Annotated in this window: 30 protein-coding genes; 18 read left to right on the top strand and 12 right to left on the bottom strand. The window is 66.3% G+C overall.

Features of this window, described 5'->3' with window-relative positions; all coding sequences use genetic code 11:
- Positions 1 to 5: 5 nt before the first annotated feature.
- The 3 genes from WFK36_RS00655 to WFK36_RS00665 all read left to right on the top strand — a co-directional run bounded on the left by WFK36_RS00655 (position 6) and on the right by WFK36_RS00665 (position 2313).
- Complete coding sequence (locus tag WFK36_RS00655) at positions 6 to 1298, top strand: cytochrome P450 (RefSeq protein WP_419717211.1); 1293 nt, start codon at positions 6 to 8, stop codon at positions 1296 to 1298.
- Complete coding sequence (locus tag WFK36_RS00660) at positions 1295 to 1735, top strand: nuclear transport factor 2 family protein (protein WP_008377392.1); 441 nt, start codon at positions 1295 to 1297, stop codon at positions 1733 to 1735. Before WFK36_RS00655 ends, WFK36_RS00660 begins: the two co-directional genes overlap by 4 nt.
- 92 nt (positions 1736 to 1827) lie before the next feature.
- A complete protein-coding gene (locus WFK36_RS00665; RefSeq protein ID WP_336788831.1) occupies positions 1828 to 2313 on the top strand; it encodes a DUF1877 family protein in 486 nt (161 codons plus the stop codon).
- A gap of 70 nt (positions 2314 to 2383) precedes the next feature.
- Here WFK36_RS00665 and WFK36_RS00670 read toward each other — a convergent pair whose 3' ends face one another.
- A complete protein-coding gene (locus tag WFK36_RS00670) occupies positions 2384 to 2812 on the bottom strand; it encodes a DoxX family protein (RefSeq protein ID WP_008377395.1) in 429 nt (142 codons plus the stop codon).
- Positions 2813 to 2870: 58 nt separating this feature from the next.
- Between WFK36_RS00670 and WFK36_RS00675 the strand changes: the two genes are divergently transcribed.
- Entirely contained in the window at positions 2871 to 3221 is a 351-nt protein-coding gene (locus WFK36_RS00675; protein WP_336788834.1) for a winged helix-turn-helix transcriptional regulator, read from the top strand.
- An 81-nt stretch (positions 3222 to 3302) separates the two neighbouring features.
- Here WFK36_RS00675 and WFK36_RS00680 read toward each other — a convergent pair whose 3' ends face one another.
- Genes WFK36_RS00680 through WFK36_RS00690 form a run of 3 tightly spaced genes read right to left on the bottom strand, consistent with a single transcriptional unit; the run spans position 3303 to position 6573 of the window.
- Positions 3303 to 4478, bottom strand: a complete 1176-nt coding sequence (locus tag WFK36_RS00680) for a thiolase domain-containing protein (RefSeq protein WP_336788836.1) — start codon at positions 4476 to 4478, stop codon at positions 3303 to 3305.
- The gene (locus WFK36_RS00685) at positions 4478 to 5518 is read right to left on the bottom strand and encodes a thiolase domain-containing protein (RefSeq protein ID WP_336788838.1); all 1041 of its coding nucleotides are present in this window, start codon (positions 5516 to 5518) and stop codon (positions 4478 to 4480) included. The genes WFK36_RS00680 and WFK36_RS00685 overlap by 1 nt, the downstream gene beginning before the upstream one ends.
- A 23-nt stretch (positions 5519 to 5541) precedes the next feature.
- The gene (locus WFK36_RS00690) at positions 5542 to 6573 is read right to left on the bottom strand and encodes a Zn-ribbon domain-containing OB-fold protein (RefSeq protein WP_336788840.1); all 1032 of its coding nucleotides are present in this window, start codon (positions 6571 to 6573) and stop codon (positions 5542 to 5544) included.
- A 62-nt stretch (positions 6574 to 6635) separates the two neighbouring features.
- On the opposite strand from WFK36_RS00690, the gene WFK36_RS00695 reads away from it, so the two are divergent.
- The gene (locus WFK36_RS00695; RefSeq protein ID WP_336788842.1) at positions 6636 to 7670 is read left to right on the top strand and encodes an LLM class F420-dependent oxidoreductase; all 1035 of its coding nucleotides are present in this window, start codon (positions 6636 to 6638) and stop codon (positions 7668 to 7670) included.
- A gap of 285 nt (positions 7671 to 7955) precedes the next feature.
- Here WFK36_RS00695 and WFK36_RS00700 read toward each other — a convergent pair whose 3' ends face one another.
- From WFK36_RS00700 to WFK36_RS00710, 3 genes are all read right to left on the bottom strand, one after another.
- Positions 7956 to 8423, bottom strand: coding sequence for a hypothetical protein (locus tag WFK36_RS00700; RefSeq protein ID WP_008377403.1), 468 nt, complete (start codon positions 8421 to 8423; stop codon positions 7956 to 7958).
- 84 nt (positions 8424 to 8507) lie between these two features.
- Entirely contained in the window at positions 8508 to 9422 is a 915-nt protein-coding gene (locus WFK36_RS00705) for an RNase H family protein (RefSeq protein ID WP_336788845.1), read from the bottom strand.
- Positions 9423 to 9487: 65 nt separating this feature from the next.
- A complete protein-coding gene (locus WFK36_RS00710; RefSeq protein ID WP_008377407.1) occupies positions 9488 to 10291 on the bottom strand; it encodes a crotonase/enoyl-CoA hydratase family protein in 804 nt (267 codons plus the stop codon).
- A gap of 85 nt (positions 10292 to 10376) precedes the next feature.
- On the opposite strand from WFK36_RS00710, the gene WFK36_RS00715 reads away from it, so the two are divergent.
- Positions 10377 to 12065 (top strand): acyl-CoA synthetase, encoded by a 1689-nt coding sequence (locus tag WFK36_RS00715; RefSeq protein WP_336788848.1) that lies wholly within the window; start codon positions 10377 to 10379, stop codon positions 12063 to 12065.
- Between the two features lie 32 nt (positions 12066 to 12097).
- Positions 12098 to 13231 (top strand): NAD(P)H-dependent flavin oxidoreductase, encoded by a 1134-nt coding sequence (locus WFK36_RS00720; RefSeq protein ID WP_008377410.1) that lies wholly within the window; start codon positions 12098 to 12100, stop codon positions 13229 to 13231.
- Positions 13232 to 13342: 111 nt separating this feature from the next.
- On the opposite strand, the gene WFK36_RS00725 is transcribed toward WFK36_RS00720, so the two are convergent.
- Positions 13343 to 13597, bottom strand: coding sequence for a type B 50S ribosomal protein L31 (locus tag WFK36_RS00725; protein ID WP_008377411.1), 255 nt, complete (start codon positions 13595 to 13597; stop codon positions 13343 to 13345).
- 1 nt (position 13598) lies between these two features.
- Positions 13599 to 14912, bottom strand: a complete 1314-nt coding sequence (gene mrf / locus WFK36_RS00730) for a ribosome hibernation factor-recruiting GTPase MRF (protein WP_336788853.1) — start codon at positions 14910 to 14912, stop codon at positions 13599 to 13601.
- Positions 14913 to 15019: 107 nt separating this feature from the next.
- On the opposite strand from mrf, the gene rpmB reads away from it, so the two are divergent.
- The 4 genes from rpmB to rpsR are packed head-to-tail and all read left to right on the top strand — an operon-like array spanning position 15020 to position 15952.
- Entirely contained in the window at positions 15020 to 15256 is a 237-nt protein-coding gene (gene rpmB / locus WFK36_RS00735) for a 50S ribosomal protein L28 (RefSeq protein WP_336788855.1), read from the top strand.
- Positions 15253 to 15420 carry a 50S ribosomal protein L33 gene (gene rpmG / locus WFK36_RS00740; RefSeq protein WP_008377416.1) on the top strand — a complete coding sequence of 56 codons (168 nt, stop codon included), beginning with the start codon at positions 15253 to 15255 and terminating at the stop codon, positions 15418 to 15420. The genes rpmB and rpmG overlap by 4 nt, the downstream gene beginning before the upstream one ends.
- Positions 15420 to 15725, top strand: a complete 306-nt coding sequence (gene rpsN / locus WFK36_RS00745; RefSeq protein WP_336788858.1) for a 30S ribosomal protein S14 — start codon at positions 15420 to 15422, stop codon at positions 15723 to 15725. Before rpmG ends, rpsN begins: the two co-directional genes overlap by 1 nt.
- Before the next feature lie 26 nt (positions 15726 to 15751).
- Positions 15752 to 15952: a 30S ribosomal protein S18 gene (rpsR, locus tag WFK36_RS00750; protein ID WP_052005335.1), complete on the top strand. Its 201-nt coding sequence runs from the start codon at positions 15752 to 15754 to the stop codon at positions 15950 to 15952.
- Here rpsR and WFK36_RS00755 read toward each other — a convergent pair.
- The 3 genes from WFK36_RS00755 to WFK36_RS00765 are packed head-to-tail and all read right to left on the bottom strand — an operon-like array spanning position 15949 to position 19769.
- A complete protein-coding gene (locus WFK36_RS00755) occupies positions 15949 to 17451 on the bottom strand; it encodes an AMP-binding protein (RefSeq protein ID WP_336788860.1) in 1503 nt (500 codons plus the stop codon). The genes rpsR and WFK36_RS00755 overlap by 4 nt on opposite strands.
- A complete protein-coding gene (locus tag WFK36_RS00760; RefSeq protein WP_336788862.1) occupies positions 17448 to 18551 on the bottom strand; it encodes an acyl-CoA dehydrogenase family protein in 1104 nt (367 codons plus the stop codon). Before WFK36_RS00760 ends, WFK36_RS00755 begins: the two co-directional genes overlap by 4 nt.
- A gap of 33 nt (positions 18552 to 18584) precedes the next feature.
- Positions 18585 to 19769, bottom strand: a complete 1185-nt coding sequence (locus WFK36_RS00765; protein ID WP_008377421.1) for an acyl-CoA dehydrogenase family protein — start codon at positions 19767 to 19769, stop codon at positions 18585 to 18587.
- 123 nt (positions 19770 to 19892) lie between these two features.
- On the opposite strand from WFK36_RS00765, the gene WFK36_RS00770 reads away from it, so the two are divergent.
- The 7 genes from WFK36_RS00770 to WFK36_RS00800 all read left to right on the top strand — a co-directional run bounded on the left by WFK36_RS00770 (position 19893) and on the right by WFK36_RS00800 (position 26199).
- Positions 19893 to 20081, top strand: coding sequence for a ferredoxin (locus WFK36_RS00770; protein ID WP_008377422.1), 189 nt, complete (start codon positions 19893 to 19895; stop codon positions 20079 to 20081).
- Between the two features lie 125 nt (positions 20082 to 20206).
- Positions 20207 to 21097 carry a 3-oxoacyl-ACP reductase gene (locus WFK36_RS00775; protein ID WP_336788866.1) on the top strand — a complete coding sequence of 297 codons (891 nt, stop codon included), beginning with the start codon at positions 20207 to 20209 and terminating at the stop codon, positions 21095 to 21097.
- A gap of 94 nt (positions 21098 to 21191) precedes the next feature.
- The gene (locus tag WFK36_RS00780; RefSeq protein ID WP_008377424.1) at positions 21192 to 21956 is read left to right on the top strand and encodes an MlaE family ABC transporter permease; all 765 of its coding nucleotides are present in this window, start codon (positions 21192 to 21194) and stop codon (positions 21954 to 21956) included.
- A gap of 1 nt (position 21957) precedes the next feature.
- Positions 21958 to 22809 carry an MlaE family ABC transporter permease gene (locus WFK36_RS00785; RefSeq protein ID WP_008377425.1) on the top strand — a complete coding sequence of 284 codons (852 nt, stop codon included), beginning with the start codon at positions 21958 to 21960 and terminating at the stop codon, positions 22807 to 22809.
- Positions 22810 to 22812: 3 nt separating this feature from the next.
- Positions 22813 to 23988 (top strand): MCE family protein, encoded by a 1176-nt coding sequence (locus tag WFK36_RS00790; RefSeq protein ID WP_336788871.1) that lies wholly within the window; start codon positions 22813 to 22815, stop codon positions 23986 to 23988.
- A complete protein-coding gene (locus WFK36_RS00795; protein WP_008377427.1) occupies positions 23981 to 25036 on the top strand; it encodes an MCE family protein in 1056 nt (351 codons plus the stop codon). Before WFK36_RS00790 ends, WFK36_RS00795 begins: the two co-directional genes overlap by 8 nt.
- Positions 25024 to 26199 (top strand): MCE family protein, encoded by a 1176-nt coding sequence (locus tag WFK36_RS00800; protein ID WP_336788873.1) that lies wholly within the window; start codon positions 25024 to 25026, stop codon positions 26197 to 26199. The genes WFK36_RS00795 and WFK36_RS00800 overlap by 13 nt, the downstream gene beginning before the upstream one ends.
- Position 26200 lies beyond the last annotated feature (1 nt).

Genomic DNA, 26200 nt, shown 5'->3' on the forward strand with positions numbered 1-26200 from the left:
ATGGCGTGACCCAGGCACAGGACATCGATGCGGCGGGCTCGTCCCAGGAATCAGCGGGTAAGTGCCCGTTCATGCATCAAGAGGGTTGGGATTTCACCAACCCCGACATGTTGCAGCAGGGTCTGCCGGTCAAGGAGTTCGCGGAGCTCCGCAAGACCGCTCCCGTGTGGTGGAACGCGCAGCTTCCCGGCAAGGGCGGCGGCTTCCACGACGGTGGCTACTGGGTGGTGTCCAAGCTCGACGACATCCGGGAGATCTCCAAGAACGCGGACGACTGGTCGGCCAACGCCAACGGCGTCATCATGCGATTCGACGACGAGATGCCCGCGGAGCAGATCGAGGTCACCAAGGCTCTCCTGATCAACCACGATCCGCCGGAGCACACCCGCCTGCGCAAGATCGTGTCGCGTGCGTTCACCCCGAAGGCGGTCCACGCGCTCGAAGAGAAGCTCGACGACGCGGCACGCGAGATCGTCCGCAAGGCTGCTGAAGCCGGCAGCGGAGACTTCGTCGAGCAGGTCGCCGTCGACCTGCCGCTCCTGGCGATCGCCGATCTCCTCGGCGTCCCGGAAGGGGACCGCGTCAAGCTGTTCGACTGGTCGAACGCGATGATGAACGGCGACGATCCCGACTTCGAGATCGACCCGCTCACCGCGAACATGGAGATCCTCGGCTACGGCTACAACATGGCCGAAGAGCGTCGCAAGTGCCCGGCCGACGACATCGTCACGCAGCTCGTCGAAGCCGACATCGACGGCGCGGGACTCACCGAGGCCGAGTTCGGCTTCTTCTTCATCCTGCTGACGGTTGCGGGCAACGAGACCACGCGTAACGCGATCACGCACGGCATCAACGCCTTCCTCGACAACCCGGACCAGTGGGAGCTGTTCAAGAAGGAGCGCCCCGCGACGGCAGTCGACGAGATCGTCCGCTGGGCGACACCCGTCAACTGCTTCCAGCGCACCGCCATCCGCGACACCGTGGTCGGCGGCCAGGAGATCAAGGAAGGTCAGCGCGTCGGTCTGTTCTACGGTTCGGCGAACTACGACGAGGACATCTTCGAGGACCCGTACACGTTCAACATCCTGCGCGACCCGAACCCGCACGTCGGTTTCGGCGGCAACGGCACGCACTTCTGCATCGGCGCCAACCTGGCCCGCATGGAGATCAACCTGATGTTCAACGCTCTCGCCGACATGGTTCCGGACATCACCAAGCTCGCGGAGCCGAACCGTCTCCGCCACGGCTGGATCAACGGCATCAAGGAACTCCAGGTCGACTACGGGACGAAGTCTTGAGCGACGCTCCCGCCTACCTGAACATCGACCGCGAGAATCATCCCGCGGTGCTCGCCGGACGCCGATCGCGTGAAGCGGTCGAGGCCCGCGACAAGGAGGCGTGGCTGGCGAACTTCGCGGCCGACGGATCCGTCGAGGATCCCGTCGGGCCGTCGATGTTCGACGAGGACGGCGTCGGTCACCGAGGAGCGGACGGACTGTCCGCGTTCTGGGACAAGACGATCGGCACCACTGAGAAGCTCGAGTTCCTCTTCGACAAGGAGGTGATCTGCGGCAACGAGGTGGCGTACATCGGCAAGATCGTCACTCATATCGCAGGCCACATCTCCGAGGCCGAAGGTGTTTTCACCTACAAGGCCGACGCCAACGGCGACCTGCTCGCTCTCCGCGCGTTCTGGGAGGTCGAGGCGACGATGAAGTCGCTGCGCAAGGCCTGATGCGTCACTGAAGTCTCTGCAACGGAGCCCCGCCCATTCACCTGAATGGGCGGGGCTCCGTCGTCGGTCGATGCCCGATTACATTACGAGGCATGGGAATTGTCGCTTCTTACGTCATGCTCGACGACGGCGCTCTCGACCGCCTGCTCGCCGGCCCGGAGTCCGACGGCTGGGACGACTTCGAGTACGGGGACGACGAGATGGAAGACCTCGACAAGTTCTGGGACGCACTCCACGTCGCGCTGACCGGAGTGACGACCCTCGATGCCAACGACGGCGATCCTCTCAGTCAGGCGATCCTCGGTGTGCGTGAGTTGGACGAGGACAACGAGTCCGAGTTCGTCGCGGTGATCGGAAAGGGCGACGTGCCTCGGATCCTGGCTGCACTGCGGTCGGTCGACATCGATGGCACGATCGCTCACTTGAATCCGTCGGAGAAGGTTCGGGAGGCGACGTACCCGGACGGGATCTGGGACCTGGGCCTCGAGGGTGTTCTCCCGGAAGTGTTCGGATTGCTCGTGGCCTTCTACGAACGTGCCGCTGCGGCGGGCGCGAACGTCGCCATCGGAATGGAGTGAGACACAGACATGGCGTGGAATCGACCTGTGAGAGTCGATTCCACGCCATGTCTGTTGTCGCGGGGTCGGGCTACTTCTGCGAGGGAGTGAACCGCTTGGCGACGTGGCCGTCGACCGAGAGGACGCCCTGCTGGGCGATCGCGACGGCGATCAGGCCCGCGATCAGGGCGAGCGGGAGCTCGTAGCCGCCGTCGCCGGCCCAGAAGCCGAAGTCGATGTGGGCGATGAAGATCGCACCGATCATGTTGAAGATCAGGAGCAGAGCGAAGAGCGGGACCGCGATGCCCGCGATCAGGGCGATGCCGCCGACGAACTCGAGGATCGCAGCGACCCATGCCGACAGTGTCGGGAACGGCGCGCCCATCATGTCGAAGTTGGTGGCGACGTTGTCCATGCCGTAGACGAAGAACTTCTGGCAGCCGTGAGCCAGGAAGATGATGCCGAGGATGATGCGGGCGATCGCCGTGGAGAGGCCCTGCGCGTGCTTGAGGGGATTCATGCCATGATCTCACCACTTACCTTTTGTAAGTTCAAGTCGGAGGCGTAGATTGATCGGCGTGTCCGAATCTGCAGCCCTCCCGTACGACGTGTTCGCCAAGGCGTGCCCGTCACGCAGCGTGTTCGAACACGTCACGGGTAAGTGGGGCGCACTCGTCCTCGGACGTCTCACGCGGACCCCTCAGCGCTTCGGTCAGATTCGTGCGCAGGTGGACGGGATCAGCGATCGCCTGCTGACCCAGACGCTCCGGACGTTGTGCGACGATCACCTCGTGGTCCGCAGTGTTCCGGCAGACAGCCCTGGACACCCCGTCTACCAGCTCACCGAGGCGGGCGACGACGTCGCGTTCGCCGTGCGCTCCCTCATCGCCTCCGTCGAGAACGCAATGACGCGCGGCGCCGGAGCCTGAACTCCGACGCCGCGCATCATGTGTCTCCAGCTCCCCTAGCGGATTCACCTCCCGCTCCCCGAGCGGAGTCGAGGGGGCGAATCAGTGCTCCGGTTTGTCGGCGCCGACCACCCACATCGAGAAGTACTGCGATCCGCCGCCGTAGGCGTGGCCGAAGGCCTTGCGGGCATCCGCGACCTGGTGTGCCCCGGCATTGCCCATCACCTGAATTGCGGCTTCGGCGCAGCGGATCATTCCTGACGCGCCGATCGGGTTGGACGACAGAACGCCGCCCGATGCGTTGACCGGCAGCTTTCCGCCGATTGCAGTGTCGCCGGCCTCCGTCAGCTTCCAGCCCTCGTACTCGGGCATGAACCCGAGGTTCTCGAGCCACATCGGCTCGAACCACGAGAACGGCACGTAGATCTCGGCGGTGTCGATCTCTTCGAGGGGATTGGTGATGCCCGCGGCCTTCCACAGGGCGGCCGAGGCGTCTCGGCCCGCCTGCGGGCTGACGACGTTGCGATGCGCGTACGACAGCGGCTCGGTGCGCATGGCGGTCGCATGAATCCATGCGGCAGGTCGGCCTTCGGCGATGGCGTCGTCGGCGGCGGCCTCATCGGCGATCACCACGGCACACGCACCGTCGGACGACGGGCACGTCTCGTCGAAGCGGATCGGATCCCACAGCATCTGCGAGGCGAGGACCGACTCGACGGTGATGTCCGGCTGCTGCAGGTGCGCCAGCGGGTTCAGCGAACCGTTGAGTCGGTCCTTGGCAGCGACCATCGCACCGATGTGTCCGGGCGCCTTCGAGTTGTGGATGTACGAACGGACGTGCGGGGCGAAGAACCCGCCCGCGCCCGCGCCGACCGGCATCGTGAACGGCACCGGGATCGACAGCGCCCACATGGCGTTCGACTCGGACTGCTTCTCCCATGACACGGCCAACACGCGGCGGTGCACACCACTGGTGACCAGCGACGTTCCGACGACGGCGGTCGACGCTCCGACAGACCCCGCGGTGTGGACGCGGATCAGTCGCTTGCCGACGGCTCCGATGGCTTCGGCCATGGCGAGCTCCGGCATCATGGAGCCCTCGAACAGGTCGGGCGCCTTGCCGATGACGATGGCGTCGATGTCCTCCAGGCTCACCTGGGCATCGGCCAACGCGCGATCGATGGCCTCGCGGCACATGCCCGCCATCGTCACGTCGTTCCGCTTGGCGACGTACTTGGTCTGCCCCGTGCCCAGCACGGCGGCGCGATTGCGGCCCATCAGTTGTCTCCGCCTTCCAGAGTGACGACCATGTTCTGTTGCAGCAGCGGTCCGCTGGTGGCGTGCGCCAATGCGGTGCGCGCCTGACCGGTGTGGATCGCGTGCGCGGCGTAGCCGATCCGCTGCAGGCCCGCAGAGAAGAGCGCGTTGCCGCCCATGACGCCGCCGGACGGGTTGATCTGCGTCCGCTCGCCGAGACCGAGCTCGTTGCGGACGATCAGTTCCTGATGCGTGTACGGCGCATGGATCTCGGCGACGTCCACGTCGCGGCTGCGGTCGCCGAAGACGGTGTCGCCCGCCAGCTTCGTCGACGGTGACCGGGTGAGGTCGCGCGCCCCGAAGTTCGGGGTGTCGATCCGGTGATCCCAGCCGGTGATCCACGCCGGGTTCTCGACGAGTTCGCGTGCCCGCTCCTCGCTGGCGAGGACGATTGCCGCTGCGGCGTCCGCGTATGGTGCGATGTCGCTGCCGCGCAGAGGTTCGCGGACATACTCGGCGGTGAGCAGCTCGTCGACGTGCGCGCCGGTGGCTCGGGCGGCGACGGCGGCCATGTCGGCCTCCGACCATGCGCCGGCATCGATGCCCGCGCGTGCCTGCAGTCCGGCGAGCGACGGTGCGTCGGGCCACAGGGGAGCGACGGTGTACGGGTCGGTCTGCAGGGCGAGAACCTGGTCCATGTCGCCTGCGGACGACTTGCCGAAGCCGTAGGCGAGGGCGAGGTCGACCTCGCCGGTGGCGATCTTGACCCATGCCTCGTAGAGCGCCCAAGCGGCGTCCATCTCGACGTGCGACTCGTTGATCGGCGGGACCGCGCCGATGGCGTCGATCGCCGAGATGAATGAGAACGCGCGGCCTGCCAGGTAGTCGGACGAGCCGCTGCACCAGAAGTCGATGTCGGTGCGGCTGATGCCGAGGTCGGCGTAGAGCTTGTTGAAGCAGGGAATCAGCATCTCGACACCGTTGGTGGTGCCGGTGCTCTCCGGGACGTTGGCGCTGTGGGCGAAGCCCACGATTGCGATCCGCGGGAAGTTCGTGCTCATGTGTGTTTCTCTCCTCTCGCGGGTCACAGGTGGTTTCGGTACGACTCGAAGTCGGCGTCGGGTTCGCCGCTCGGCGCGAAGTGGCTGACGTTGCGGAGGGTGTGATCCCACTCCTCCTCGGGCCGCCAGACGGCCTTCACGCGCATGCCCATTCGGACTTCCGCCGCCTCGACGTCGAGGATCAGGTGCAGGAACGGAATGTCGGCACCGTCGAGCAGTACGTAGGCCGCCACGTAGGGCGGCTTGATCTGCTGGCCGAGGAACGGCACGTTCACGATGCAGAACGTGGTGATCGTGCCGGTGTCCGCGAGCTCGACGCGCTCGGTGGTCAGCGACCCGTCGGCAGGCGACACGACACGCGGAGGGAAGTACACCTCGCCGGTCTCGACGCGTCCGCCGATGAGCTTGCCCGCCTTGAGACCCTCGAGGTACCAGGACTCCGACTCGGTCGCGGTGTGCTTGACGGTCATGCCGATGGGCGTGGTGATGACGACGTTGCCGTCGGCGTCGGCGATCGATTCCGAGCCCGCCGCGGAGTCGTCTCCCGTTCCCCGAGCGGAGTCGAGGGGTTCGCCCAGCGCGAAGTGCGAGATGTCGTCGATGCGGCCGGTGCGGACCTCACGCCAGACGGCGTGGACCCGTGCGCCGGTGCTCAACTCGGACGCCGAGTCGGCGGCGACTGCGTGCAGCAGTGCGGTGTCGGCGCCGTCGAGCTTGATCAAAGCCCATGCGAACGGTTGGTCGAGGGGCTGTTCGGGTGATGGCGACGGCTGCCACGTCCAGGTTTGGACGGTTCCGACCGAGGCGACGTCGACGATGTCGGACGTAGCGGCGCCCGTCGTCGGATCGAACTCTGTCGGAGGGACGCTGACGCGGCCGTCGGATCCGCGGCTTCCGACGATTCGGCCGTCGCGCAGTGCGAGGGCGAACTGCGACAGGACGGGGCCGAGCGACCTCGTGTAGTCGAAGGAGTTCTTCAGCTCGGCGGACAGGATCACCGACTCCGGGTCGGGCACCGCCACTTCGGGGCTTATGTGTTCTGCACTAGTGGTCACCTTCGAAGTAGAACACGTTCTAGTATTGCTGGCAAGGAATGTTCTGCGAAAGGTGAGCGCGCGTGAAACTCGGTCTGCAACTCGGCTACTGGGGCCAAGGTCCCATCCCCAACGCGGCGGAACTCGTCGGTGCCGCCGAGGAGGCTGGATTCGACTCGGTCTTCACTGCCGAATCATGGGGATCGGACGCGTACACCCCGCTCGCCTGGTGGGGTTCGCAGACGTCCCGGGTCCGCCTCGGGACCGCTGTCGCACAGATGTCGGCCCGCACGCCGACCGCGCTCGCGATGGCCGCATTGACCATCGACCATCTCTCCGGCGGCAGGCACATCATCGGACTCGGCGTCTCGGGTCCGCAGGTTGTGGAGGGATGGTACGGCCAGCCGTTCGCCAAACCGCTCGCCCGCACCCGCGAGTACGTTCAGGTGATCCGTGACGTCCTCGCGCGTGAAGGCGCTGTGCGGAACGACGGCCCGCACTACCCGCTGCCGCTCGCCGAGGGGCCCGGCGTGTCCGGTCTCGGCAAGCCGCTCAAGCCGATCACCCATCCGCTTCGTGCGGACATCCCGATCTGGCTCGGCGCCGAAGGGCCGAAGAACGTCGCGCAGACGGCGGAGATCGCCGACGGCTGGCTCGCCGTGTTCTACACCCCGCGCATCTCGCCGATGTTCAACGGCTGGCTCGACGAGGGCTTCGCGAGGCCGGGCGCCCGGCGCACGCGTGAGACTTTCGAGATCGCCGCGAACGCCCAGTGCGTGATCACCGACGACGTCGCCGCCGCTCTCGATCGCTATCGGCCTTCCGCCGCCCTGTACGTGGGCGGGATGGGCGCCAAAGAGAAGAACTTCCACGCCGACCTGTACCGCCGGATGGGCTACGGCGACGTGGTCGACGAGGTGACGCGACTCTTCCTCTCCGGCAAGAAGGCCGAGGCGGTCGCCGCAGTGCCGGACGAGATGGTCCGCGAGACGATGCTCGTCGGAACCAAGGATCAGGTCCGTGAGCAGATCAAGGAATGGGAGGCCTCCGGCGTCACCACGCTCATGGTCACCGCCCGCGACACCGACACCATCCGGGAGCTCGCGACCCTCGTCTGACCGGCGACTGCGACGACAGCGCCGAATGTTCCCCGATTCCGTCGTTCACGCACCGAATATCGCGGTTGATGGTCGAACTGGGGAACATTGCGCAGCGGCGGGCCGTCGGCACTAGTCTTCGACAGTCACAGACAGAACCTCGTCGGCTGTCGGCAGGGTTGGCCTCGTAGGCTAGGCGTCAGCCATTGTGTCGTGTTCGGGCATCGGTGGTTCCTCTCGTGTGGTGACGGGCCTCGCTGTGCTGATGACGAGAGCCGCACCCCGGTGTCCGACTTCGAGCCGGCCCTACGGCGCGACGACGGTCGAGGTGCAGGTGCGGGCAGGAACGGCCCAGACGGCGTTCCGGTTTGTCGTCGTCAGGGTCAGACGCACCTTGCCGGGGCCGAACGTCGAGCGCTTGACGGTGAAGTTGTGGACGCCGGTGTTCGGCGGGCGGACGATGCTGTTGTCGACGAGGACGCCGTTGCGGCCGGTCTGCAGGTTCTTCCACGCGAGACGTGCGTGGGAGTCGTAGCCGAGCCCGAGCCACAGGCTGCCGTACGTGATCTGCATGTAGACAGTCCCCGCATATTCCGACACGAACACTCGGTTCGGTTGGTACGGCATGTCGACGACGTTCGGACTCAGATTGGTGCAGTCGCCGATCGGGTAGGTCTTGGTGACGGCCGACGCGTCGCCCGCGGGGGCGAGAATCAGAGCTGCGGCACCGGCCGCGGCGACGGCTCCCGCGGCGAGTCGGGTGCGGACGGACATGAGGGGACCTCCTGGGTTGAACGGCCTATGTCCTGATTGTCGTCGCCTGGCACGGATTTGTTAGTCCGTTCGTCGGATTCTCAGTCAGGATGCTTCCGGGACGAGCGCCTGCGGTGCGAACGCGGCGGCGATGTCGGCCGACCGGCGACGGGCGTCGGACGTGGTCACAACTCTTTCGGCGCGACGCCGCGCGATCTTCGACAAACTGTCCGCACCCTCGTTCAGCAGCATGCCGTCGTGTCCGGGCACCCAGCGGAATGCCAGACGGCCCCGATCGGAGGCGACGGCTCTGCGGAACGCAGAGATGTCCGGCGACGCGGCGCTCAACCATGCCGGGCCGGGGCCGCCTCGACGCCACGCTGCGATCACGTCGAGTGCGTCGCTGCAGTCCATCAGCACGTCCAGGCGTCGATTGGGAATCGCGTCGACCGCCGCTGCCGCAGCCTCGAGCTCGGCGATCAGAACCCGACGGATGTGAGGGTGGCGACTCCGGTCGACCCGGCCCAGTGATCCGTACTCACCGTTCGCGGCCAACCATGCAGATCCGATCGCGGCACCCTTCACCGAGCCGTCGGTCGCGACGACGATCGCCGGCAGGGTCGCGGCTGCCCGACGGAGCCATTTGCGAAGGGCCGACGCCACCAGTTCAAGCGGCCGATGGTCGGCGGCGTGTGCCGATTCGAGACGTACACGCGGGAAGCAGGCCTCCAGTTCGCGGGCGTGACCGGGCGTAGGTCGAGGGCGTTCGATGTCGGCGACAACTCGGATCGAGACATCGGAGCTGATCGAACTCCGCAGAGCGTGGAGCGCATCGATCGCCGCGACCCGCGGCCACCGCGTGTGCACTTCGGCGGACCACGTGCCGAGTCCGGACATCGCCAGGTAGCGGCAACGGTCGGCGTCGAAGCGCATCACCGCGAGATGCACGTCGTGGACGGGCAGGACACGCGGCATGATCACGCCTGCGGCCAGCGGGATCGCCGTCGGAACGGGCGTCATCGAGGTCTCCTTCCACTTCTCTCATCGAGGTGTGGCCAGGAGCGTATCGACGCCCTACGACAGTCTTACTCGCCGGTGAAGACCGGCTTCTCGCGATTCGCGAACGCGCGGGGGCCGATCTTCGCGTCCGCGGACTTGAACACGGCGGCACCGAGTTCGGCGTCGATCTTGAACGCCTCTTCCTCGTGAAGGCCCTCGGAGTCGCGGATGGTCTTGAGGATGGCCTGCACGGCGAGAGGGCCGTTGGCGGCGATCTGATCGGCGATCTCAAGGGCCTTGTCGAGAGCGGAGCCGTCGGGGACGAGGTAGCCGATCAGGCCGTACTCCTTGGCTTCGGCCGCGGTGATGTGACGGCCGGTCAGGAGGATGTCGGCGGCGATCGTGTACGGGATCTGCCGGACGAGGCGGACGGCGCTGCCGCCGAGCGGGAACAGGCCCCACTTGGCTTCGGAGACGCCGAACTTGGCGCTCTCACCCGCGACGCGGATGTCGGTGCCCTGCAGGATCTCCGTGCCGCCCGCGATTGCCGGACCCTCGACGGCCGCGATCAGCGGCTTCGTCAGTCGGCGACCCTTGAGCAGTGCGGGAAGTCGCGTCAAGTCCCAGCCGCCCTCGGCGAACTTGTCGCCCGGCGCCTTCTTGTTCATGTCCTTGAGGTCGGCGCCTGCGCAGAAGTACCCACCTGCTCCGGTCAGAATCGCGACGCGGATGTCCGGATCGGCGTCCACCTGATCCCAGGCGTCTTCCATGATGCGCATCATCTCGCCCGACAGCGCGTTGCGCGCCTGCGGGCGGTTCATCGTGACGATCAGGACGTGCCCGCGCTTCTCGACGAGGCATTCCGGCGCGGTCTGGGTCTCGGTGGTCATGGTTGCTCCTGTGGTCGACTGGGCGGGATGCGCCGAGTGTCACGAAATCCTTGCCGCGAACGATAACACGTTCTAGTTTTGACGTATGGCCTTCACGATTGCCGACTTGATCGAGCACGCCGTCGACTTGATGCCCGACCGCATCGCGCTCGAATCCGGCGACCAGCAGCGCACGTACGCCGAGATGGAGGCGCGTTCGAACGCGCTCGCCCACAAGCTTCGAGAGCTGGGTGTGCAGCCCGGCGACGCAGTGGGTCTGTACAGCAGAAACACGATCGAGTCGGTCGAGGCGATGATCGCCATCTTCAAGGCGCGCGCGGTGATGGTGAACGTCAACTACCGCTACGTGGAAGCCGAACTGGAGCACATCTTCGCCGACTCCGGCATGAAGGTGCTCATCCACGAGGGGCTGTACTCCGACCGCGTCTGCAACGTGTTCTCGAATTCGAGCTACGACATCACTGCTCGCATCGTGATCCCTTTCGACTCCGCTCAAGGAGCAGAGGACGACTCCGCTCAAGGAGCAGACGAATCCGCTCAAGGAGCAGAGGACGACTCCGCTCAAGGAACAGAAGCGGGGGTGACCGTCCTCGACTACGAGGATGCGATCGCGTCGTCGTCCAGCGAACGCGACTTCGAGGAGCGCAGCAACGACGACCTGTACATGCTGTACACCGGCGGCACCACGGGTAAGCCCAAGGGTGTCGTCTGGCGGCAGGAAGACGTGTGGCGCGTGCTGGGCGGCGGCATCGACTGGTACTCGGGCCGCCCGATCGAAGACGAGTGGGAACACGCGAAGACCGGAGCCGACGGCGGCCAGCTGGTGCGTTTCCCGATTCCGCCGTTCATCCACGGTGGTAGCCAGTGGGCCATCTTCCAGTCGCTGTTCGCCGGCGGCAAGGCCGTGGTCTACCCCGACTTCGACGCCGAAGCCGTCTGGCGGGCTGTCGAGAAGCACCAGGTGAACGTCGTCTTCATCACCGGAGACGCGATGGGTCGTCCGATGATCGACGCGCTCGAAGCCGGTGAGTACAACACGTCGTCGGTGTTCTCCGTGGCGTCGTCGGCGGCGTTGTTCTCGCCGTCGGTCAAGGATCGCTACCTCGAGGCGTTCCCGAACGCGGTGATCGTCGACGCCATCGGCTCATCGGAGACGGGCTTCGGCGGCATGGGAATGGCGGTCAAGGGCCAGAGCAGGGTCGGCGCGCCGACGGTCAAGGCCGACCCCAACACCCACGTGCTCCGCGAGGACGGCACCCAGATCGAGCCCGGCAGCGACGAGACCGGCATGTTGGCCCGGACCGGGCACATCCCGCTCCGCTACCACAACGATCCGGTGAAGAGCGCCGGCACGTTCGTCGAGTTCAACGGCGTCCGGTACTCCCTTCCCGGCGACCACGCCCGAGTGGAGGCCGACGGCACCATCACGATGCTGGGCCGCGGTTCGATGTCGATCAACACCGGCGGCGAGAAGGTGTTCCCCGAAGAGGTCGAGGCGGCTCTGAAAGCCCATCCGGAGGTGTTCGATGTCAGCGTCGTCGGCGTCCCGGACGACCGTTTCGGGCAGCGCGTCGCTGCGGTGATCGCCACGCGCGAAGGGGCTCGCCCCTCGTTGACCGCGCTGAACGAGGTGGTCCGCGCCGAACTCGCCGGGTACAAGACCCCGCGCAGCGTGTGGTTCGTCGACGACTTCAAGCGTTCGCCCGCGGGCAAGCCCGACTACCGCTGGGCGTCGAGCGTCACCACGTCGCGTCCCGCAGACGAAGCTCTCTAGACCCCGCAGTGCCCCGACAACGAAGGACTTTCATGAAGACTGATCTCGCCGAGAAGTTCGGCATCGAATACCCGATCTTCGGCTTCACGCCCAGTGAGCACGTCGCAGCGGCGATCAGCCGCGCGGGTGGGCTCGGCGTGCTGGGCTGCGTGCGGTTCAACGAGCCCGAAGAGCTCGACGCCGTCCTCGAATGGATGCACGAGAACACCGACGGCAAGCCGTTCGGCGTCGACGTGGTGATGCCCGCCAAGATTCCGACCGAGGGCTCCAAAGTCGACCTCGACACCATGATTCCGCCGGAGCACCGCGCATTCGTCGAGCGGACGCTCGACGATCTCGGCGTTCCGGCACTGCCAGACGGCGGCGATCGCATCAACACGGGTGTTCTCGGCTGGCTGCACTCGGTGGCTCGCTCGCACGTCGACGTCGCGATGGAGCACACCCGCAAGTACGGCCAGATCAAGCTGATCGCCAATGCTCTCGGCTCACCGCCGAAGGACGTCATCGACCTCGCGCACGAGAACGGCGTTCAGGTCGCGGCCCTCGCTGGGGCCAAAGAGCACGCACTGAGCCACGTCGACGCAGGTGTCGACATCGTGATCGCCCAGGGCTACGAAGGCGGCGGCCACACGGGTGAGGTCACGTCGATGATCCTGTGGCCGGAGCTCGTCGACGCCCTCGGCGACTCGGCGCCGGTGCTCGCGGCAGGCGGTGTGGGCAGCGGCAGGCAGATCGCCGCGGCGATCGCCATGGGTGCGCAGGGCGTCTGGATGGGCACCTACTGGCTGACCGCAGCCGAGTACAACCTCGGTGCGACGGGTGACGGCCCGTCCACGGTGCAGAAAGCGCTGCTCGCGGCGACCTCGCGCGACACCGTTCGACGCCGCATCTACTCGGGGAAGCCGGCACGACTGCTCAAGACCAAGTGGACCGACGCGTGGGACGCCCCGGGTGCGCCGGACGCTCTGCCCATGCCGCTGCAGAACCTGCTCGTCGGTGAGGCGCACGCCCGGATCTCGCTCGCCGACGATCCCGGTGTAGTCGCGATGCCTGCCGGTCAGATCGTCGGGCGGTGCAATGAGATCACTCCGGTGGCCGAGCTCATCGACGGGCTCGTCTCCGAGTACAAGGACGCGGTGGCCCGCATGAACGCGACCGTCGAGTAATTCGACCGAGCGCACGCAGACGGCCGGACGATCGAACAGGGCGATCGTCCGGCCGTCTGCGCTTCGACTCGCTTCCCTGCTCCTTGAGCGAGCTTGCGAGTCGAAAGGCGCTCAAGGAGCAGTGGGGAGCCCGTACCGGCGACGGAACCGCTCGACGCGGCCCTCGGTGTCCATGACCCGCTGCGCGCCGGTCCAGAACGGGTGCGAATCGCTCGTCACGTCGACGGTGATCACCGGGTAGGTGTTGCCGTCCGACCAGACGACGGTGTTCTCCGAGGTCGCGGTGGAACGGGTCAGGAACTCCTTGCCGGTGGCGGCGTCGCGGAACACGACGGGGCCGTATGCGGGGTGGATTCCGGTCTTCATTTCATTCTCCTTCTCGATCGGTTCTCGACTCGGTTCGAGTCGTGGTCATCGGGTCGGCCGCCGAGTCGCCGGGGCGGTCCAGGTCGTCGCACGGGTCGCGGTGCGCATGCCCGAAAGGGGACGGCAACGCAGCGAGGAAGCCCGGGCCGCGCGCCATCTCGTCGTCGGTGACGAGGGCTGCGGACAGCGTGCGGACGATGGTGTCGGGATCGGCGCGGTGGCAGAGCACCGTCAATGACGTGTGCCGGTCGCCGTACTCCGGGTCCCAACGGAGAGCGGCCAGCGCGCGGTGCTCGGGCGCAACGCGCGCCGAGTCGTCGGCGCATGCGATCCACGTTCCGACGTGCCGGATCCCGAGTGCCCCTCCTGCCGAGTCCACCCACATGACGTCGTCCGGGTCCGACGCGAGCCACAGTCGGCCTCGTGCTGTGACGACTCCGTCCAACAGGACGTCTAGCGCGTCGTGCAGTCGTGTCGGGTGGAACGGTCGGTCTGCCTCGAACGGCACCAGTGCGACCCCGCAGTCCGAGTCGAGTTCCGGGCTGCCTGCGAGCAGTGGGTCGAACGGGTGAGTCGGACGTCCTCGGGGCGACTCCGGCTGCGCCGTGCTGATCGACGATTCGACGATGTCCCGGGTCAACGACTGCTGACTGTTGAGAGTCCGCATACCGGCCGCCGGTGCCAGCCGGAGCAGTGTCGCGTGCAGGCGGGCGAGGTCGTATGCGCTGTCTGAGCTGTCCGCATTGTCGACGATGATCGCGTCGGCGAAGCGAGTCTGTCCGACGGTCACCTGGGCGATGGTGCGCTCGTCCTCAGACGCGACGAGGTCGGACTCGTGCAGCGTCAGGTCGCCGGTCGCATCGGCGAGCCAGGTCGGTGCGTCGATCCCGCACACGGTGGCGACGATCTCGACGTCGGTCCCCGCGGGTGCGGGCACGGCTCCATGAGCCTCGACGATCGTGTGCCGGATCTCGACACTCAGCGTCTCGGGTTCGATAGCCGGATCGAGAAGGACCACGATCCACTCCACATCGGGATCGCGGTGCAGCGCCCTGAGCATCGGCAACAGGTCGAGCCGCAGAGTGCACGACACGCAGCCGTGCTCGAGTTCTATGTCGTCGATCATCAGGCTGTCGACGCCGTCTGGCGCCATCCGATGTTCGATCCGCGTGACGCGTCCAGTGGCGACGTCGCGGAGGTCGTGAGAGACGACGGTGGTGCCCGGTCTCAGCAGGGTGTACGCGATACGCGCATTCGTCGTTCGGTGCAGGCCGGTCACCAGCGTCACCGGGGTGCGCTGCAGTGCGTCTGCCATGTGGTTCCTCCTCACGTGTTAATGAACACGATTTCCATTTATTTCATTCCGACTGTAGCCTCGCTCCCAGTGCTAATGCGAATCGTTACCAATAAGAAGGAGTGAATGTGTCGGCCGTATGTCAGGTCACGGGTAAGGTCCCGGGCTTCGGAAAGCAGGTGTCGCACTCGCATCGTCGGACGTCGCGCCAGTGGCGACCGAACGTGCAGCGCAAGACCTACTGGGTTCCTTCGCTGGGGCGCCGGGTGACGCTCCGGGTCAGCGCGACGGGGATCAAGATCATCGACCGAGACGGCATCGACGCCGTCGTCGGGCGCATCGCTGCTGCGGGGAGGCTTCGATGAGTCGCGCTACCGACCTTCGTCCGATCGTCAAACTCACGTCGTCCGCCGGTACCGGATACACCTACGTCACCCGCAAGAATCGCCGGAACAATCCCGACCGTCTCACGCTGCGGAAGTACGACCCGATCGTGAAACGGCACGTCGAGTTCAAGGAGAGCCGCTGATGGCGAAGAAGTCGAAGATCGTCAAAGAACAACGGCGAAGGGTGATCGTCGAGCGGTATGCGGCCCGGCGCGCCGAGCTGAAGGCGCTGATGGCAGACGCCGCGGCGTCGACAGAGGAGAAGGAGGCCGCACGCGCCGAACTCGCGCGTCAGCCGCGCGATGCCAGTGCCACTCGGCTGCGGAACCGCGACGCCGTCGACGGGAGGCCGCGCGGCTACATCGGCAAGGCGGGCATCTCGCGGGTCCGGTTCCGCGAGATGGCGCACCGCGGTGAACTCCCCGGAATCAGGAAGGCGAGCTGGTGAAGAAGACCAGGACCACTCCGAAGTCGATCAAGGCCCGGCGCAGAGCCGATCCCCGATTGACGTTCGACTACAAAGACACCGAAACGCTCAGGCGCTTCCTCAACGACCGCGGACGGATCCGGCGTCGCGATGTCACGGGATTGTCTCCACAGCAGCAGAGGCAACTCGCGACAGCGGTCCGGAATGCGCGCGAGATGGCGCTGCTTCCGTTCGGTCGCGCGCTCTAAACGACCCAGGAGGGAGCGCCGAGCGAGGCGGTGAGCGCGGCGCGTGCGGTCTTGAACGTCGCGGTCTCGGGAAGCGCCTCCACCAACCAGACACGGGTGGGGCGCTGTTTCGGTCCGAGATCGGACTGGGCGTCGAGGAACTCGTCCAGTGCCGGACGGTCGAGTCCCGGTGCGACCAGCACCGCGCCGACTGCGTCGCCGATCTCGGTCGGGACGCCGACGACCACCACCTCGCGGATTGCGGGATGCCGGCGCAGCACAGTCTCGATGGGACGAGTTCCGAGGTTCTCACCGTCCACCCGCAGCCAGTCGCCGATGCGGCCGGCGAAGTGTATAAACCCGCCGTCGTCGACCCATCCGAGGTCTCCGGTTCGGTACATCCCGCCGCGGAGACGTTCGTCGGTCGCGGCTTGGTCGCCGTAGTAGCCGTCGAACAGTCCGGGGCCGGAGGTGTTGACGATCTCCCCGACCACACCGGGCGGCACCGCTTCGCCGGTGTCGGGATCCACGATCGCGTTCGGCGCGGCCAGCGGACCGAGCGCATCGTTCGGAGTCTCGGGGCTCCGGGAGATCGAGACGCCGCCCTCGGTGGAACCGAACCCGTCGATCACCCGTGCGCCGAAGCGGCGATTGAACTCGGCGCGGTCGGACGCCGACGCCTCGTTGCCGTACATGATGCGCAGCGGCACGTCGTGGTCGTCGGGACGTTCCTCGGTCGCGAGGATGTAGTGGAGCGGTTTGCCGACGTAGTTCGCGTAGGTGACGCCGTAGCGGCGCACGTCGTCGCCGAACCCTCGGGCCGAGAAACTCCGCCGGATCGCGATCGACGCGCCGCCCGCGGCGGCGACCGACCAGCCCGCGATCAGCGCGTTGGAATGGAACATGGGCATCGCGAGATAGGCGACGTCCGACGGCCCGATGCCGAACCGATCGGCGAGCATCACCCCGGCCGCGGCGAACTTGCGCTGACTGCACCTGACAGCCTTCGGATCGCCCGTCGTTCCGGAGGTGAAGATGAGCATCACCAGGTCGTCGGGCGAGGTGCGTGCGGGAACGAAATCCGCCCCCGACGTCGCGGCGACGAGGTCGGACCACTCGGGAGAGTCGACGTTGATCACCGTCATTCCGGGCGCGGGGTCGAACAGGTCCGATGATACCGAGTCGACGAGGACCAACTGGCAGTCGGACCGGACCGCATCCGCCGTCAGCGCGGCGCCGCGGCGCGTCGAATTGAGTCCGACCAGCACGAACCCGCCGAGCGCAGCCGCCGCGAAGAGGCTGGAGAACTCGACAGAGTTCGGCAGGAGGATGCCGACGTGAGTCGGCTTCGACGAATCGAGCATCGACCGCACGGCCGCTGCTCGACGCCGGGCGTCGAGCAGATGATCCCGCCACGAGGTGAACTCGCCCTCGAACCAGACACCGCGGTCGTCGACCTCGGCCAGCGGTTCGAGGAGTTCGCCGATGGTGCGTGGATCAGTGACGGCCGGACCGGTCATCGTGACGCCAGAGCTCCGCCCAGTTCGGCGAGGACGACGGGCGCTGAGCCGTAGGTGAACTCGTTCTGCTTGGCGCGAAGGAAGAAGCGGTGCACCGGATGCGAGGTGTCGAGGCCGACGCCGCCGTGCACGTGCACCGTGGTGTGGGCGACGCGGTGGCCGGCCTCAGCAGTCCAGAACGCGGCCGTACCGACGGCATCCGATGCCGCGGCCGCGTCGGCGTCGTCCGAACCGGACAGCAGCCAAGCGGCCTGCGCGACGGTCAGTGCCAGTGCCTGCGCATCGATGTAGTCGTCGGCGAGACGCTGCGCGACCGCCTGGAACGAGCCGATCTTGCGGCCGAACTGCTCGCGGTCGCGGGCGTATTCGGCCGTTGCATCGAGCGCACCTGCGACAACACCTGCCTGATCCGCGGCCACGCCGAGACGCAGCAGATCGCGCGCCAGTTCGGCGGTGGCGGCGCCGCCGTCGAGGACAACGGCCTCGGCTGAGGCGAACTTGACGGTGAACGTCGGAGCAAGGCCCGTCGAGCGGACTTCGACGAGGTCCACACCGTCACCGGCGGTCACGACTGCGGCGACCGGACCGTCGGCGCCCGCTGCGATGACGAGGAACGCGTCGGCGGCTGACGCGAACGGCACGTTCACCTTGACGCCAGACACCCGGCCGTCGGTGATCGTTGTCGCCGGTGAGAGCAGGTCGTAATTGAGGTCCTCCTCGACAGCCGCGGTCAGCACCGCGTCGCCGGAGGCCGCACGCACCAACAGCTCGGTCAGCTCGGCCGGGCCGTGTGCGTCGATCAGCGGAACCGCGGCGACGGCGTGCTGCGGATAGGGCACGCGAGCCAGCGCCCGACCGAGTGCGGTCGCGACCGCGGTGGTCTCCAGCGTGGTCAGGTCTGCTGCGGAATCGCCGGCGGTGGCGGACGATGCGGCGAGGCCGAGCAAGCCCGACGCCGCGATCTCGCGCCACAGATCACGATCGATCGGGGCGTTGTCCGCCTCGAGCTGCGCGGTCCGTTCCGGCGTGGCGAGGCGGGTGACGATGTCTGTGGTGAGGCCGGTCAGATCGCCCGACGCCTCGGTGGGAGTGAAGTCCATGGAGTGCTCCTTGGTCGAGGGGAAGTTCGGGGGTCAGCGCCGGGCCGGGGGCAGCTTCAGAGCGAGCATGCCGATGATGTCGCGCTGGATCTCGTTGGTTCCGCCGCCGAAGGTGAGGATCAGCGAGGTACGGGCGAACCGCTCGAGGCGACCCTGGAGATGCGCGCCCGGTGTGCCTTGCCGCAGCGTCGCTGCGGGCCCGGCGACCTCCATGAGGAGGCGGTAGGCCTCGGTCGCGAACTCGGTGCCGAACACCTTGGTGGCAGAGGCGTCGGCGGGCGACGGCGACCCGCCGGACGCTGCGATCGATGCGATCTTCCAGTTCACGAGCTTGAGGAACTCCACCTTGGCGTGCACGCGGGCGAGATTCGCCTGGACCCACGGGACGTCGATGAGTCGTCCGCCGCCGTAGCTCTGTTCACGGGCGAATGCGAGCGTCTCGTTGAACGCGGTCTGAATGGGCGCCGCACTGCACAGCGCCACGCGCTCATTGTTGAGCTGGTTGGTGACGAGCGACCAGCCGCCGCCCTCCTCGCCGATCAGTGCGCTGGTGGGCACACGGACATCCTGGTAGTAGGTGGCACTGGTGTCGACACCCGACATCGTGTGGACCGGCGTGTACGAGAAGCCGTCCGCAGTCGTCGGCATGATGAGCATCGAGATGCCCTTGTGCTTGGTGGCTTCCGGGTCGGTGCGGCACGCGAGCCAGACGTAGTCGGCGTAGGGGATGAGGCTCGTCCACATCTTCTGGCCGTTGATAACGTATTCGTCGCCTTCGCGGACCGCAGTTGTGCGCAACGACGCCAAATCTGTGCCCGCTCCGGGCTCGGAGTATCCGATCGAGAAGTGCAGATCGCCTGCCGCAATCTTCGGGAGGAAGAAGTCCTTCTGCTCCGGGGTGCCGTAGTGCATGATCGTCGGCGCGACCGAGTTGATCGTCAAGAACGGCACCGGTGCGCCTGCGATGGCCGCCTCGTCGGTGAAGATCAACTGATCCATCATCGACCGGTTGGCACCGCCGAACTCGGTCGGCCAACCCAGTGCGAGCCAGCCGTCGCGGCCCATCTGGCGGACCACGTCGCGGTACGCGTCGCCCTCGCCGAGTTCACCGTCTCCGCCGGTCAGGGCGGCGCGGCGCTCGGTGGTCATGAGCCCGGTGAAGTAGTTGCGCAGTTCGCGGCGCAACTCCTCCTGCTCGGTGGTGTATGCGATCCGCATGCGGTGTCTCCTGCGATCTTCCGGCGCTCGTGGCGTCGGTGTGCTTGGCTACTTCTGAAACACGTTCTAACGTGTAATCACCGAGTCCGTCAACCGCCGGGCACGCGACGCGAGGAGGATGCAATGCGAATCAAGGCCGATTTCGATCTGTGCGAGTCGAACGCCGTCTGCGTCGGGATGGCTCCCGACGTCTTCGAGCTCGACGACAACGACTACCTGGTGATTCTCAGTGAAGACGTCCCTGACGAGCGGGTCGAGGAGATGCGCCAGGTGGTCGCCTCCTGCCCTCGGTCGGCGCTGTCGATCGAATGATCCCCGACTAGTCCGGGGCGTTGTACTTTCTTCACTTCTCGACCTGAAGTGTTAGAACGTGTTCTAATCTTGTTCGGGTCAGAGACCGAGCGTCGCGGGGCGACGCCGGAGAGTAGGAGTCCGCCGTGGGTAAGTCGCTTGAAGGCAAAGTCGCCGTAGTCACCGGTGCCGGTGCAGGTCTGGGACGTGCGGAGGCGATCGGTCTTGCGGCCGACGGCGCCACCGTGATCGTCAACGATCTGGATCGGTCGTTGCAGTCCAGCGACGTCTTCGACGTCATCTCCTCGGCAGGCGGCAGGGCCGTTCCGGTGGCGGGTGACATCTCCGACGCCGCGACCGCGCGCGAGATCATGCGCACCGCCACCGAAGACCTCGGCGGCCTCGACATCGTCATGAGCAATGCGGGCATCACCCGCGACACCATGCTCTTCAACATGAGCGACGACGAGTGGGATCTCGTGGTCAACGTGCATCTGCGCGGCCACTTCCTGCTCAACCGCAACGCCGCGGCGCACTGGCGCGCAGCATCGAAGGCCGCAGGCCAACCTGTGTACGGCCGCCTCATCAACACGTCGTCGGAAGCCGGACTGCTCGGCCCCGCAGGACAGGCGAACTACGCCGCCGCCAAGGCCGGCATCACCGCGCTGACACTGTCGGCGTCCCGTGCGTTGTCCCGGTACGGGGTCACAGCGAATGCGATCTGCCCTCGTGCACGCACCGCGATGACTGCCGACGTCTTCGGCGACGCTCCGGAGGGCACCGTCGATCCGCTGTCGCCCGAGCACGTCGTGACGCTCGTCCGCTACCTCGCCAGCCCCGCGGCCGCGGCCGTCAACGGCCAGGTGTTCGTCGTCTACGGCCCGAAGGTCACCCTGATGGCCGCACCGCGCATTCGCGAGGTGTTCGAGGCCGACGGAGACGACTGGACTGTCGACGCATTGTCCGGTTCACTGTCCGAGTACTTCTCGCTACCGACAAGTAGCGGCTCGTTCTCGGCGTCGGACTTGACCGGCTGAACCGAAGTACGCGTCAACAGGAACTATGTCGATTAGTGGCACAGACGTGCCCGGTACGCGTGTTAGATTGCGTGCACAAGTGGGAGGAGGGGACTTGCTCACCAAGCTTGCTGCCCCGATGAACGGTGTGGGGGACTTCGTCGCACTGGGTGTCGAATCAGCCAGGGAGCTGTTCCGCCGTCCCTTTCAGTGGCGCGAGACGATAGAGCAGTCGTGGGCCATCGCCCGCGTCTCCCTCGTCCCGACGCTGCTCGTCGCGATTCCGTTCACCGTTCTTGTCAGTTTCACATTGAACATCTTGCTGCGCGAGATCGGTGCGCAGGACCTCTCCGGCGCAGGCGCAGCACTCGGTACGATCACCCAGATCGGTCCGATCGTGACAGTGCTGATCGTCGCGGGTGCGGGTGCCACGGCGATCTGCGCCGACTTGGGCGCCCGAACCATTCGTGAGGAGATCGACGCGCTGCGGGTGCTCGGCATCAATCCGATCCACCGACTCGTCGTGCCGCGCGTCATCGCGTCGACGGGCGTCGCACTTCTGTTGAACAGCCTCGTCTGCACCATCGGCATCGCGGGCGGGTTCGTCTTCTCCGTATATCTGCAGGACGTGAACCCCGGCGCGTTCATCGCCAACCTCACCCTGTTGACCGGCCTCGGCGAGCTCGTCATCTCGATGATCAAGGCCGCGTTGTTCGGACTCTTCGCCGGCCTCGTCGGCTGCTACCGCGGACTCAACGTCAAGGGCGGCGCCAAGGGCGTCGGCGACGCGGTGAATGAGACTGTCGTCTACTCCTTCATGGCACTGTTCGTGGTGAACGTCGTCGTGACCGCGGTCGGACTGAAAGCGACGATGGGCTGACATGGTTCTTCCAGGCACAACACGACTTCTCACCGCCCGTGTCGCACTCAAGCGTGCGGGTGACGACTGGAACAAGATCGGCGACCAGGCGCTCTTCTACTGGGACTCGATCGCGTCCATCCCACGTGCACTCCGTCTGTACAAGAAGGAGACCCTGCGTCTGATCGCAGAGATCTCCATGGGCACCGGCGCCCTCGCGATGATCGGCGGCACGGTTGTCGTCGTGGGCTTCTTGACGCTGTTCACCGGCGGCACCATCGCCGTCCAGGGCTACAGCTCGCTCGCCAACATCGGCGTCGAGGCCCTCACCGGCTTCTTCTCCGCATTCATCAACGTCCGCATCGCGGTCCCGGTGATCGCGGGCATCGCCTTGGCGGCGACCATCGGCGCAGGTGCGACGGCTCAGCTCGGCGCCATGCGCGTGAGCGAGGAGATCGACGCCCTCGAGGTCATGGCCATCTCGTCGATCCCGTACCTCGTCAGCACGCGCATCATCGCAGGCCTGGTGGCGATCATCCCGCTGTACTCGTTGGCCGCGCTCGCGTCGTTCATCGCCAGCCGATTCGCCACCGTGGTGCTGTACGGGCAGTCGTCGGGCGTCTACGACCACTACTTCTCGACGTTCCTCATCCCGTCGGACATCCTGTGGTCGTTCGTCCAGGCGATCTGCATGGCCGTCGCCGTGATGCTCATCCACACCTACTACGGCTTCAACGCCTCCGGCGGCCCCGTCGGCGTGGGCGTCGCCGTCGGCAACGCCGTCCGCGCGTCGCTGGTCGTGGTCGTCGTCATCACCCTCCTCACGTCGCTCGCCATCTACGGCGCCGACGGCAACTTCAACCTGGCCGGGTGAGACATGGCTAAGCAGACTCGTGGCAACGGCGTGCGCAAGCTCGCGGCCACCATCATGGTCGGCGGGCTCGTCGGCATCGTCGCACTCGCATCCGGTCAGTTCCTCGGCTGGTTCGACAGCACCACCACCGTCACCCTGAACGCACCGCGGGCCGGCCTGGTGATGAACCCGGACGCGAAGGTCAAACTCCGCGGCGTCACCGTCGGACGTGTGGCAAGCGTCGAGAACAACGGCGACACCGCGCGACTGGTCCTCGACATGGACACCGACCAACTGTCGAAGATTCCCGGAAACGTCCGCGCGGACATCAAGTCGAACACGGTGTTCGGAGCTAAAGCCGTCAACTTCGTCGTCCCGAAGGAGGGGCCGAAGGGCTCCTTGAGCAAGGGCGCGGTGATCGACACCGATCACGTCGTGGTGGAACTCAACACCGTGTACCAGCAGCTGGTCAACGTGCTGGCCCAGGTGCAGCCCGATCGTCTCAACGTGGTCCTCGGCGCCGTCAACGACGCGCTGTCCGGACGCGGCGAGAAGATCGGCACCGCCCTCGTCCAGCTGAACAACGTCCTCGGTAAGACGAACAAGAGCCTGCCCGAACTGAATCGGCTGTTCACCGAAGCAGCGTCGGCCACTGACGTCTTCGCCGACGCGATGCCGAATCTCATGCGGACCGTCGACAACGCGACCGTGCTCGGCGACACGCTCGTCGACAACGCGTCGAACCTCGACAGCCTGCTGATCAACGTCACGGGCATGGCGCGCAGTGGAAACGGTGTGCTGTCCAAGAGCAAGAAGGACCTGATCTCGACGCTGAGCGACCTCAGCCCGGTCACGTCGCTTCTCGGGTACCAGGCGCCCGGCCTGCGGTGTTTCATCACCGCAGCCAGCGACGCAGTCGACATCGCCGGACCGCTTCTCGGAGATCGCAACGGCATGCTTCTGCTCGACGCAGGCCTCATCCCCGGCCAGGACCCGTACCGGTACCCCCAGGACCTCCCCGAGGTCCGCGGCGACGGTCCGCCGACCTGCCAGGCAGGTCTGTCGGACATCCAGTCCAAGGAGAAGATCCCGTTCTACGTGATCGACAACGCGGACCAGCCCTACCAGCCGCGCACCACCCCGAAGGTGGAGTCGCGCAAGCTCTTCAATCTGCTGTTCGGAGGTACGCCACGTGGATAGCCGCGCACGCGCCTTCCGCGCCACCGTCATCAAGCTCACGACGTTCGCCGTCGCCATGCTGCTGGTCCTCACCGGACTGGTGCTGGTGTTCAGCCGCTACCAAGGCGGCAGCTCGGAGTCGTACTCGGCGATGTTCGCCAGTGCGTCGGCGATGAAGTCGGGAAGCGTCGTCCAGATCGCAGGCGTCGACGTCGGAACCGTCGACAAGATCGAACTGACACGCGACAACCAGGCGCGGATCGAGTTCAACGTCAACGACGACTACCGTCTGCCGAAGACCGCGGTGGCTCTCATCCGCTACCAGAACCTCACCGGCGACCGTTATCTGGAGTTGCAGCCGGGCAATGGATCCCTGAGCGACACCCTGTCGCCGGGAGACGAGATCCCGATCTCGCAGACCGAGCCAGCACTCGACCTGGACAAGCTCCTCGGCGGCTTCAAGCCGCTGTTCCGCACCATGAGCGGCGACGAGGTCAATCAACTCTCGTCGGCTCTCATCGCGGTGTTCCAGGGGCAGGGCGGTTCACTGAACAAGCTGCTCGCGAACACTGCTGAGTTCACGAACACGATCGCCGACCGCGACGCGCTGATCGGCTCGGTCATCGACAACCTGAACACCACGCTCGGCACCCTGCAGGCCGACCACAAGGGACTCGACCAGAGCGTCGACCGACTCCAGCAGCTGATCAGCGGCCTGGCGGGCGACAAGGACGTCATCGGACGCGCCATCAGCGAGAGCGCGAAGGCCACCACCGGCCTCGCCGACCTGATGAGCACCGTCCGCCCCGATATGAAGAAGGCGCTCACCGGACTGGGCAAGACGTCGGAGGAAGCGCTCAAAGCCGAGCCGTTCATCCGCGATCTGCTGGGACGGCTCCCGGGGGACTTCAAGACGCTCTCCAACCTGGGCAGTTACGGCTCCTGGCTGCAGATCTACTTCTGCCGCATCCGCCTGCTCCTCCCCGGACCGGGCAACACGCAGTACTACTTCACGGCCATCGACGTGATGGGCGACAAGACGACCGCAGGCGGGAGGTGCGCGACGTGAGCGGCGAACAGACTCCGGACCGCAAGACCAAGCGGTCGAAGGCATCGGTCGGTGTCATCGGCTTCCTGCTGACCGCGATGCTCGTGATCAGCGCACTCAACATGGATCGCCTGCCGTTCTTCACGCAGGTCAGCACGTACGACGCATACTTCGACGATGCCGGCGGCCTCGTCGCGGGCGACGTCGTGATGGTCGCGGGCGTCAAGGTCGGCACGGTCGAGAACATCTCGATCGCGCAGAACGACGGCGGTCTGCAGGCCAAGGTCGGCTTCCGCATCGACGACACCGTCGCCCTCGGTGACCGGACTCGTGCGGCCATCAAGACTGAGACGGTTCTCGGACGCCGGAATCTGACGCTCACGCCGATCGGCGACGGCCGGATCAAGCCGGGGCAATCTATTCCGGTCGAGTCCACGGCGTCGCCGTACTCGTTGACCGACGCGCTCGATCAGGCGACCACCACTCTGGGCGAGACCGACACCGATCAGCTCAACAAGGCCCTCGAGACGATGACCGACACGTTCTCGAAGACACCCGCGAACGTCCGCGGCGCTGTCGAGGGCGTCGGCCGGGTGTCGAAGGCGATCGCCGACCGCGACAACGCGCTCAACGACCTGCTGGAGCGCGCCAAAGGCGTCAGCGACGTCGTCGGCAAGCGCAGCGAGCAGATCCGGACGATGCTGATCGATGCGAACGCGCTGCTCGGCGAACTCGAGATGCGTCGTGCCGCCGTCCGTCAGGTGATCTCCGGGACCCGTGACCTCACGGCGGAGGTGAGCGGATTCATCGACGACAACGGCGAACAGCTGCGCCCGGTACTGGACAAGTTCAACAGGGTCATGGACATCCTCAACGACAACGAGGACAACTTCAGCAAGGCCATCGACAACCTCGGTCCTTACGCGAACATCCTCGGCGAGGCCGTCAGCTCGGGACCGTACTTCAGCTCGCTCGTCGGCGTCGCCACTTTCGGCGACTACTTCGGAGCGTTCCAGAAGGTGCTGCAGCGCAAGTACCCCGAGGCGTGGAAGTACTTCTACGAGTTCTCCGGAAACCCGCTGTTCCCGAACAACTGGAACCAGGGACCGAACGCAGGCGCTCCGGACGTGAGCCGCCCCAAGCCCAAGCGCACCTACCCGACACCGCAGAACGGAGGGAACTGAC

This window comes from Gordonia malaquae, assembly GCF_037148075.1.
Classification (GTDB): Bacteria; Actinomycetota; Actinomycetes; order Mycobacteriales; family Mycobacteriaceae; genus Gordonia; species Gordonia malaquae.

Bases quoted from the DNA above. Each gene is read 5' to 3' on its own strand.
- WFK36_RS00665 (WP_336788831.1), top strand. From the start codon at position 1,828: ATGGGAATTGTCGCTTCTTACGTCATGCTCGACGACGGCGCTCTCGAC.
- WFK36_RS00670 (WP_008377395.1), bottom strand. From the start codon at position 2,812: ATGAATCCCCTCAAGCACGCGCAGGGCCTCTCCACGGCGATCGCCCGC.
- WFK36_RS00680 (WP_336788836.1), bottom strand. From the start codon at position 4,478: ATGGGCCGCAATCGCGCCGCCGTGCTGGGCACGGGGCAGACCAAGTAC.
- WFK36_RS00685 (WP_336788838.1), bottom strand. From the start codon at position 5,518: ATGAGCACGAACTTCCCGCGGATCGCAATCGTGGGCTTCGCCCACAGC.
- WFK36_RS00700 (WP_008377403.1), bottom strand. From the start codon at position 8,423: ATGTCCGTCCGCACCCGACTCGCCGCGGGAGCCGTCGCCGCGGCCGGT.
- WFK36_RS00705 (WP_336788845.1), bottom strand. From the start codon at position 9,422: ATGACGCCCGTTCCGACGGCGATCCCGCTGGCCGCAGGCGTGATCATG.
- WFK36_RS00710 (WP_008377407.1), bottom strand. From the start codon at position 10,291: ATGACCACCGAGACCCAGACCGCGCCGGAATGCCTCGTCGAGAAGCGC.
- WFK36_RS00715 (WP_336788848.1), top strand. From the start codon at position 10,377: ATGGCCTTCACGATTGCCGACTTGATCGAGCACGCCGTCGACTTGATG.
- WFK36_RS00720 (WP_008377410.1), top strand. From the start codon at position 12,098: ATGAAGACTGATCTCGCCGAGAAGTTCGGCATCGAATACCCGATCTTC.
- WFK36_RS00725 (WP_008377411.1), bottom strand. From the start codon at position 13,597: ATGAAGACCGGAATCCACCCCGCATACGGCCCCGTCGTGTTCCGCGAC.
- mrf (WP_336788853.1), bottom strand. From the start codon at position 14,912: ATGGCAGACGCACTGCAGCGCACCCCGGTGACGCTGGTGACCGGCCTG.
- rpmG (WP_008377416.1), top strand. From the start codon at position 15,253: ATGAGTCGCGCTACCGACCTTCGTCCGATCGTCAAACTCACGTCGTCC.
- rpsN (WP_336788858.1), top strand. From the start codon at position 15,420: ATGGCGAAGAAGTCGAAGATCGTCAAAGAACAACGGCGAAGGGTGATC.
- WFK36_RS00755 (WP_336788860.1), bottom strand. From the start codon at position 17,451: ATGACCGGTCCGGCCGTCACTGATCCACGCACCATCGGCGAACTCCTC.
- WFK36_RS00760 (WP_336788862.1), bottom strand. From the start codon at position 18,551: ATGGACTTCACTCCCACCGAGGCGTCGGGCGATCTGACCGGCCTCACC.
- WFK36_RS00765 (WP_008377421.1), bottom strand. From the start codon at position 19,769: ATGCGGATCGCATACACCACCGAGCAGGAGGAGTTGCGCCGCGAACTG.
- WFK36_RS00770 (WP_008377422.1), top strand. From the start codon at position 19,893: ATGCGAATCAAGGCCGATTTCGATCTGTGCGAGTCGAACGCCGTCTGC.
- WFK36_RS00785 (WP_008377425.1), top strand. From the start codon at position 21,958: ATGGTTCTTCCAGGCACAACACGACTTCTCACCGCCCGTGTCGCACTC.
- WFK36_RS00790 (WP_336788871.1), top strand. From the start codon at position 22,813: ATGGCTAAGCAGACTCGTGGCAACGGCGTGCGCAAGCTCGCGGCCACC.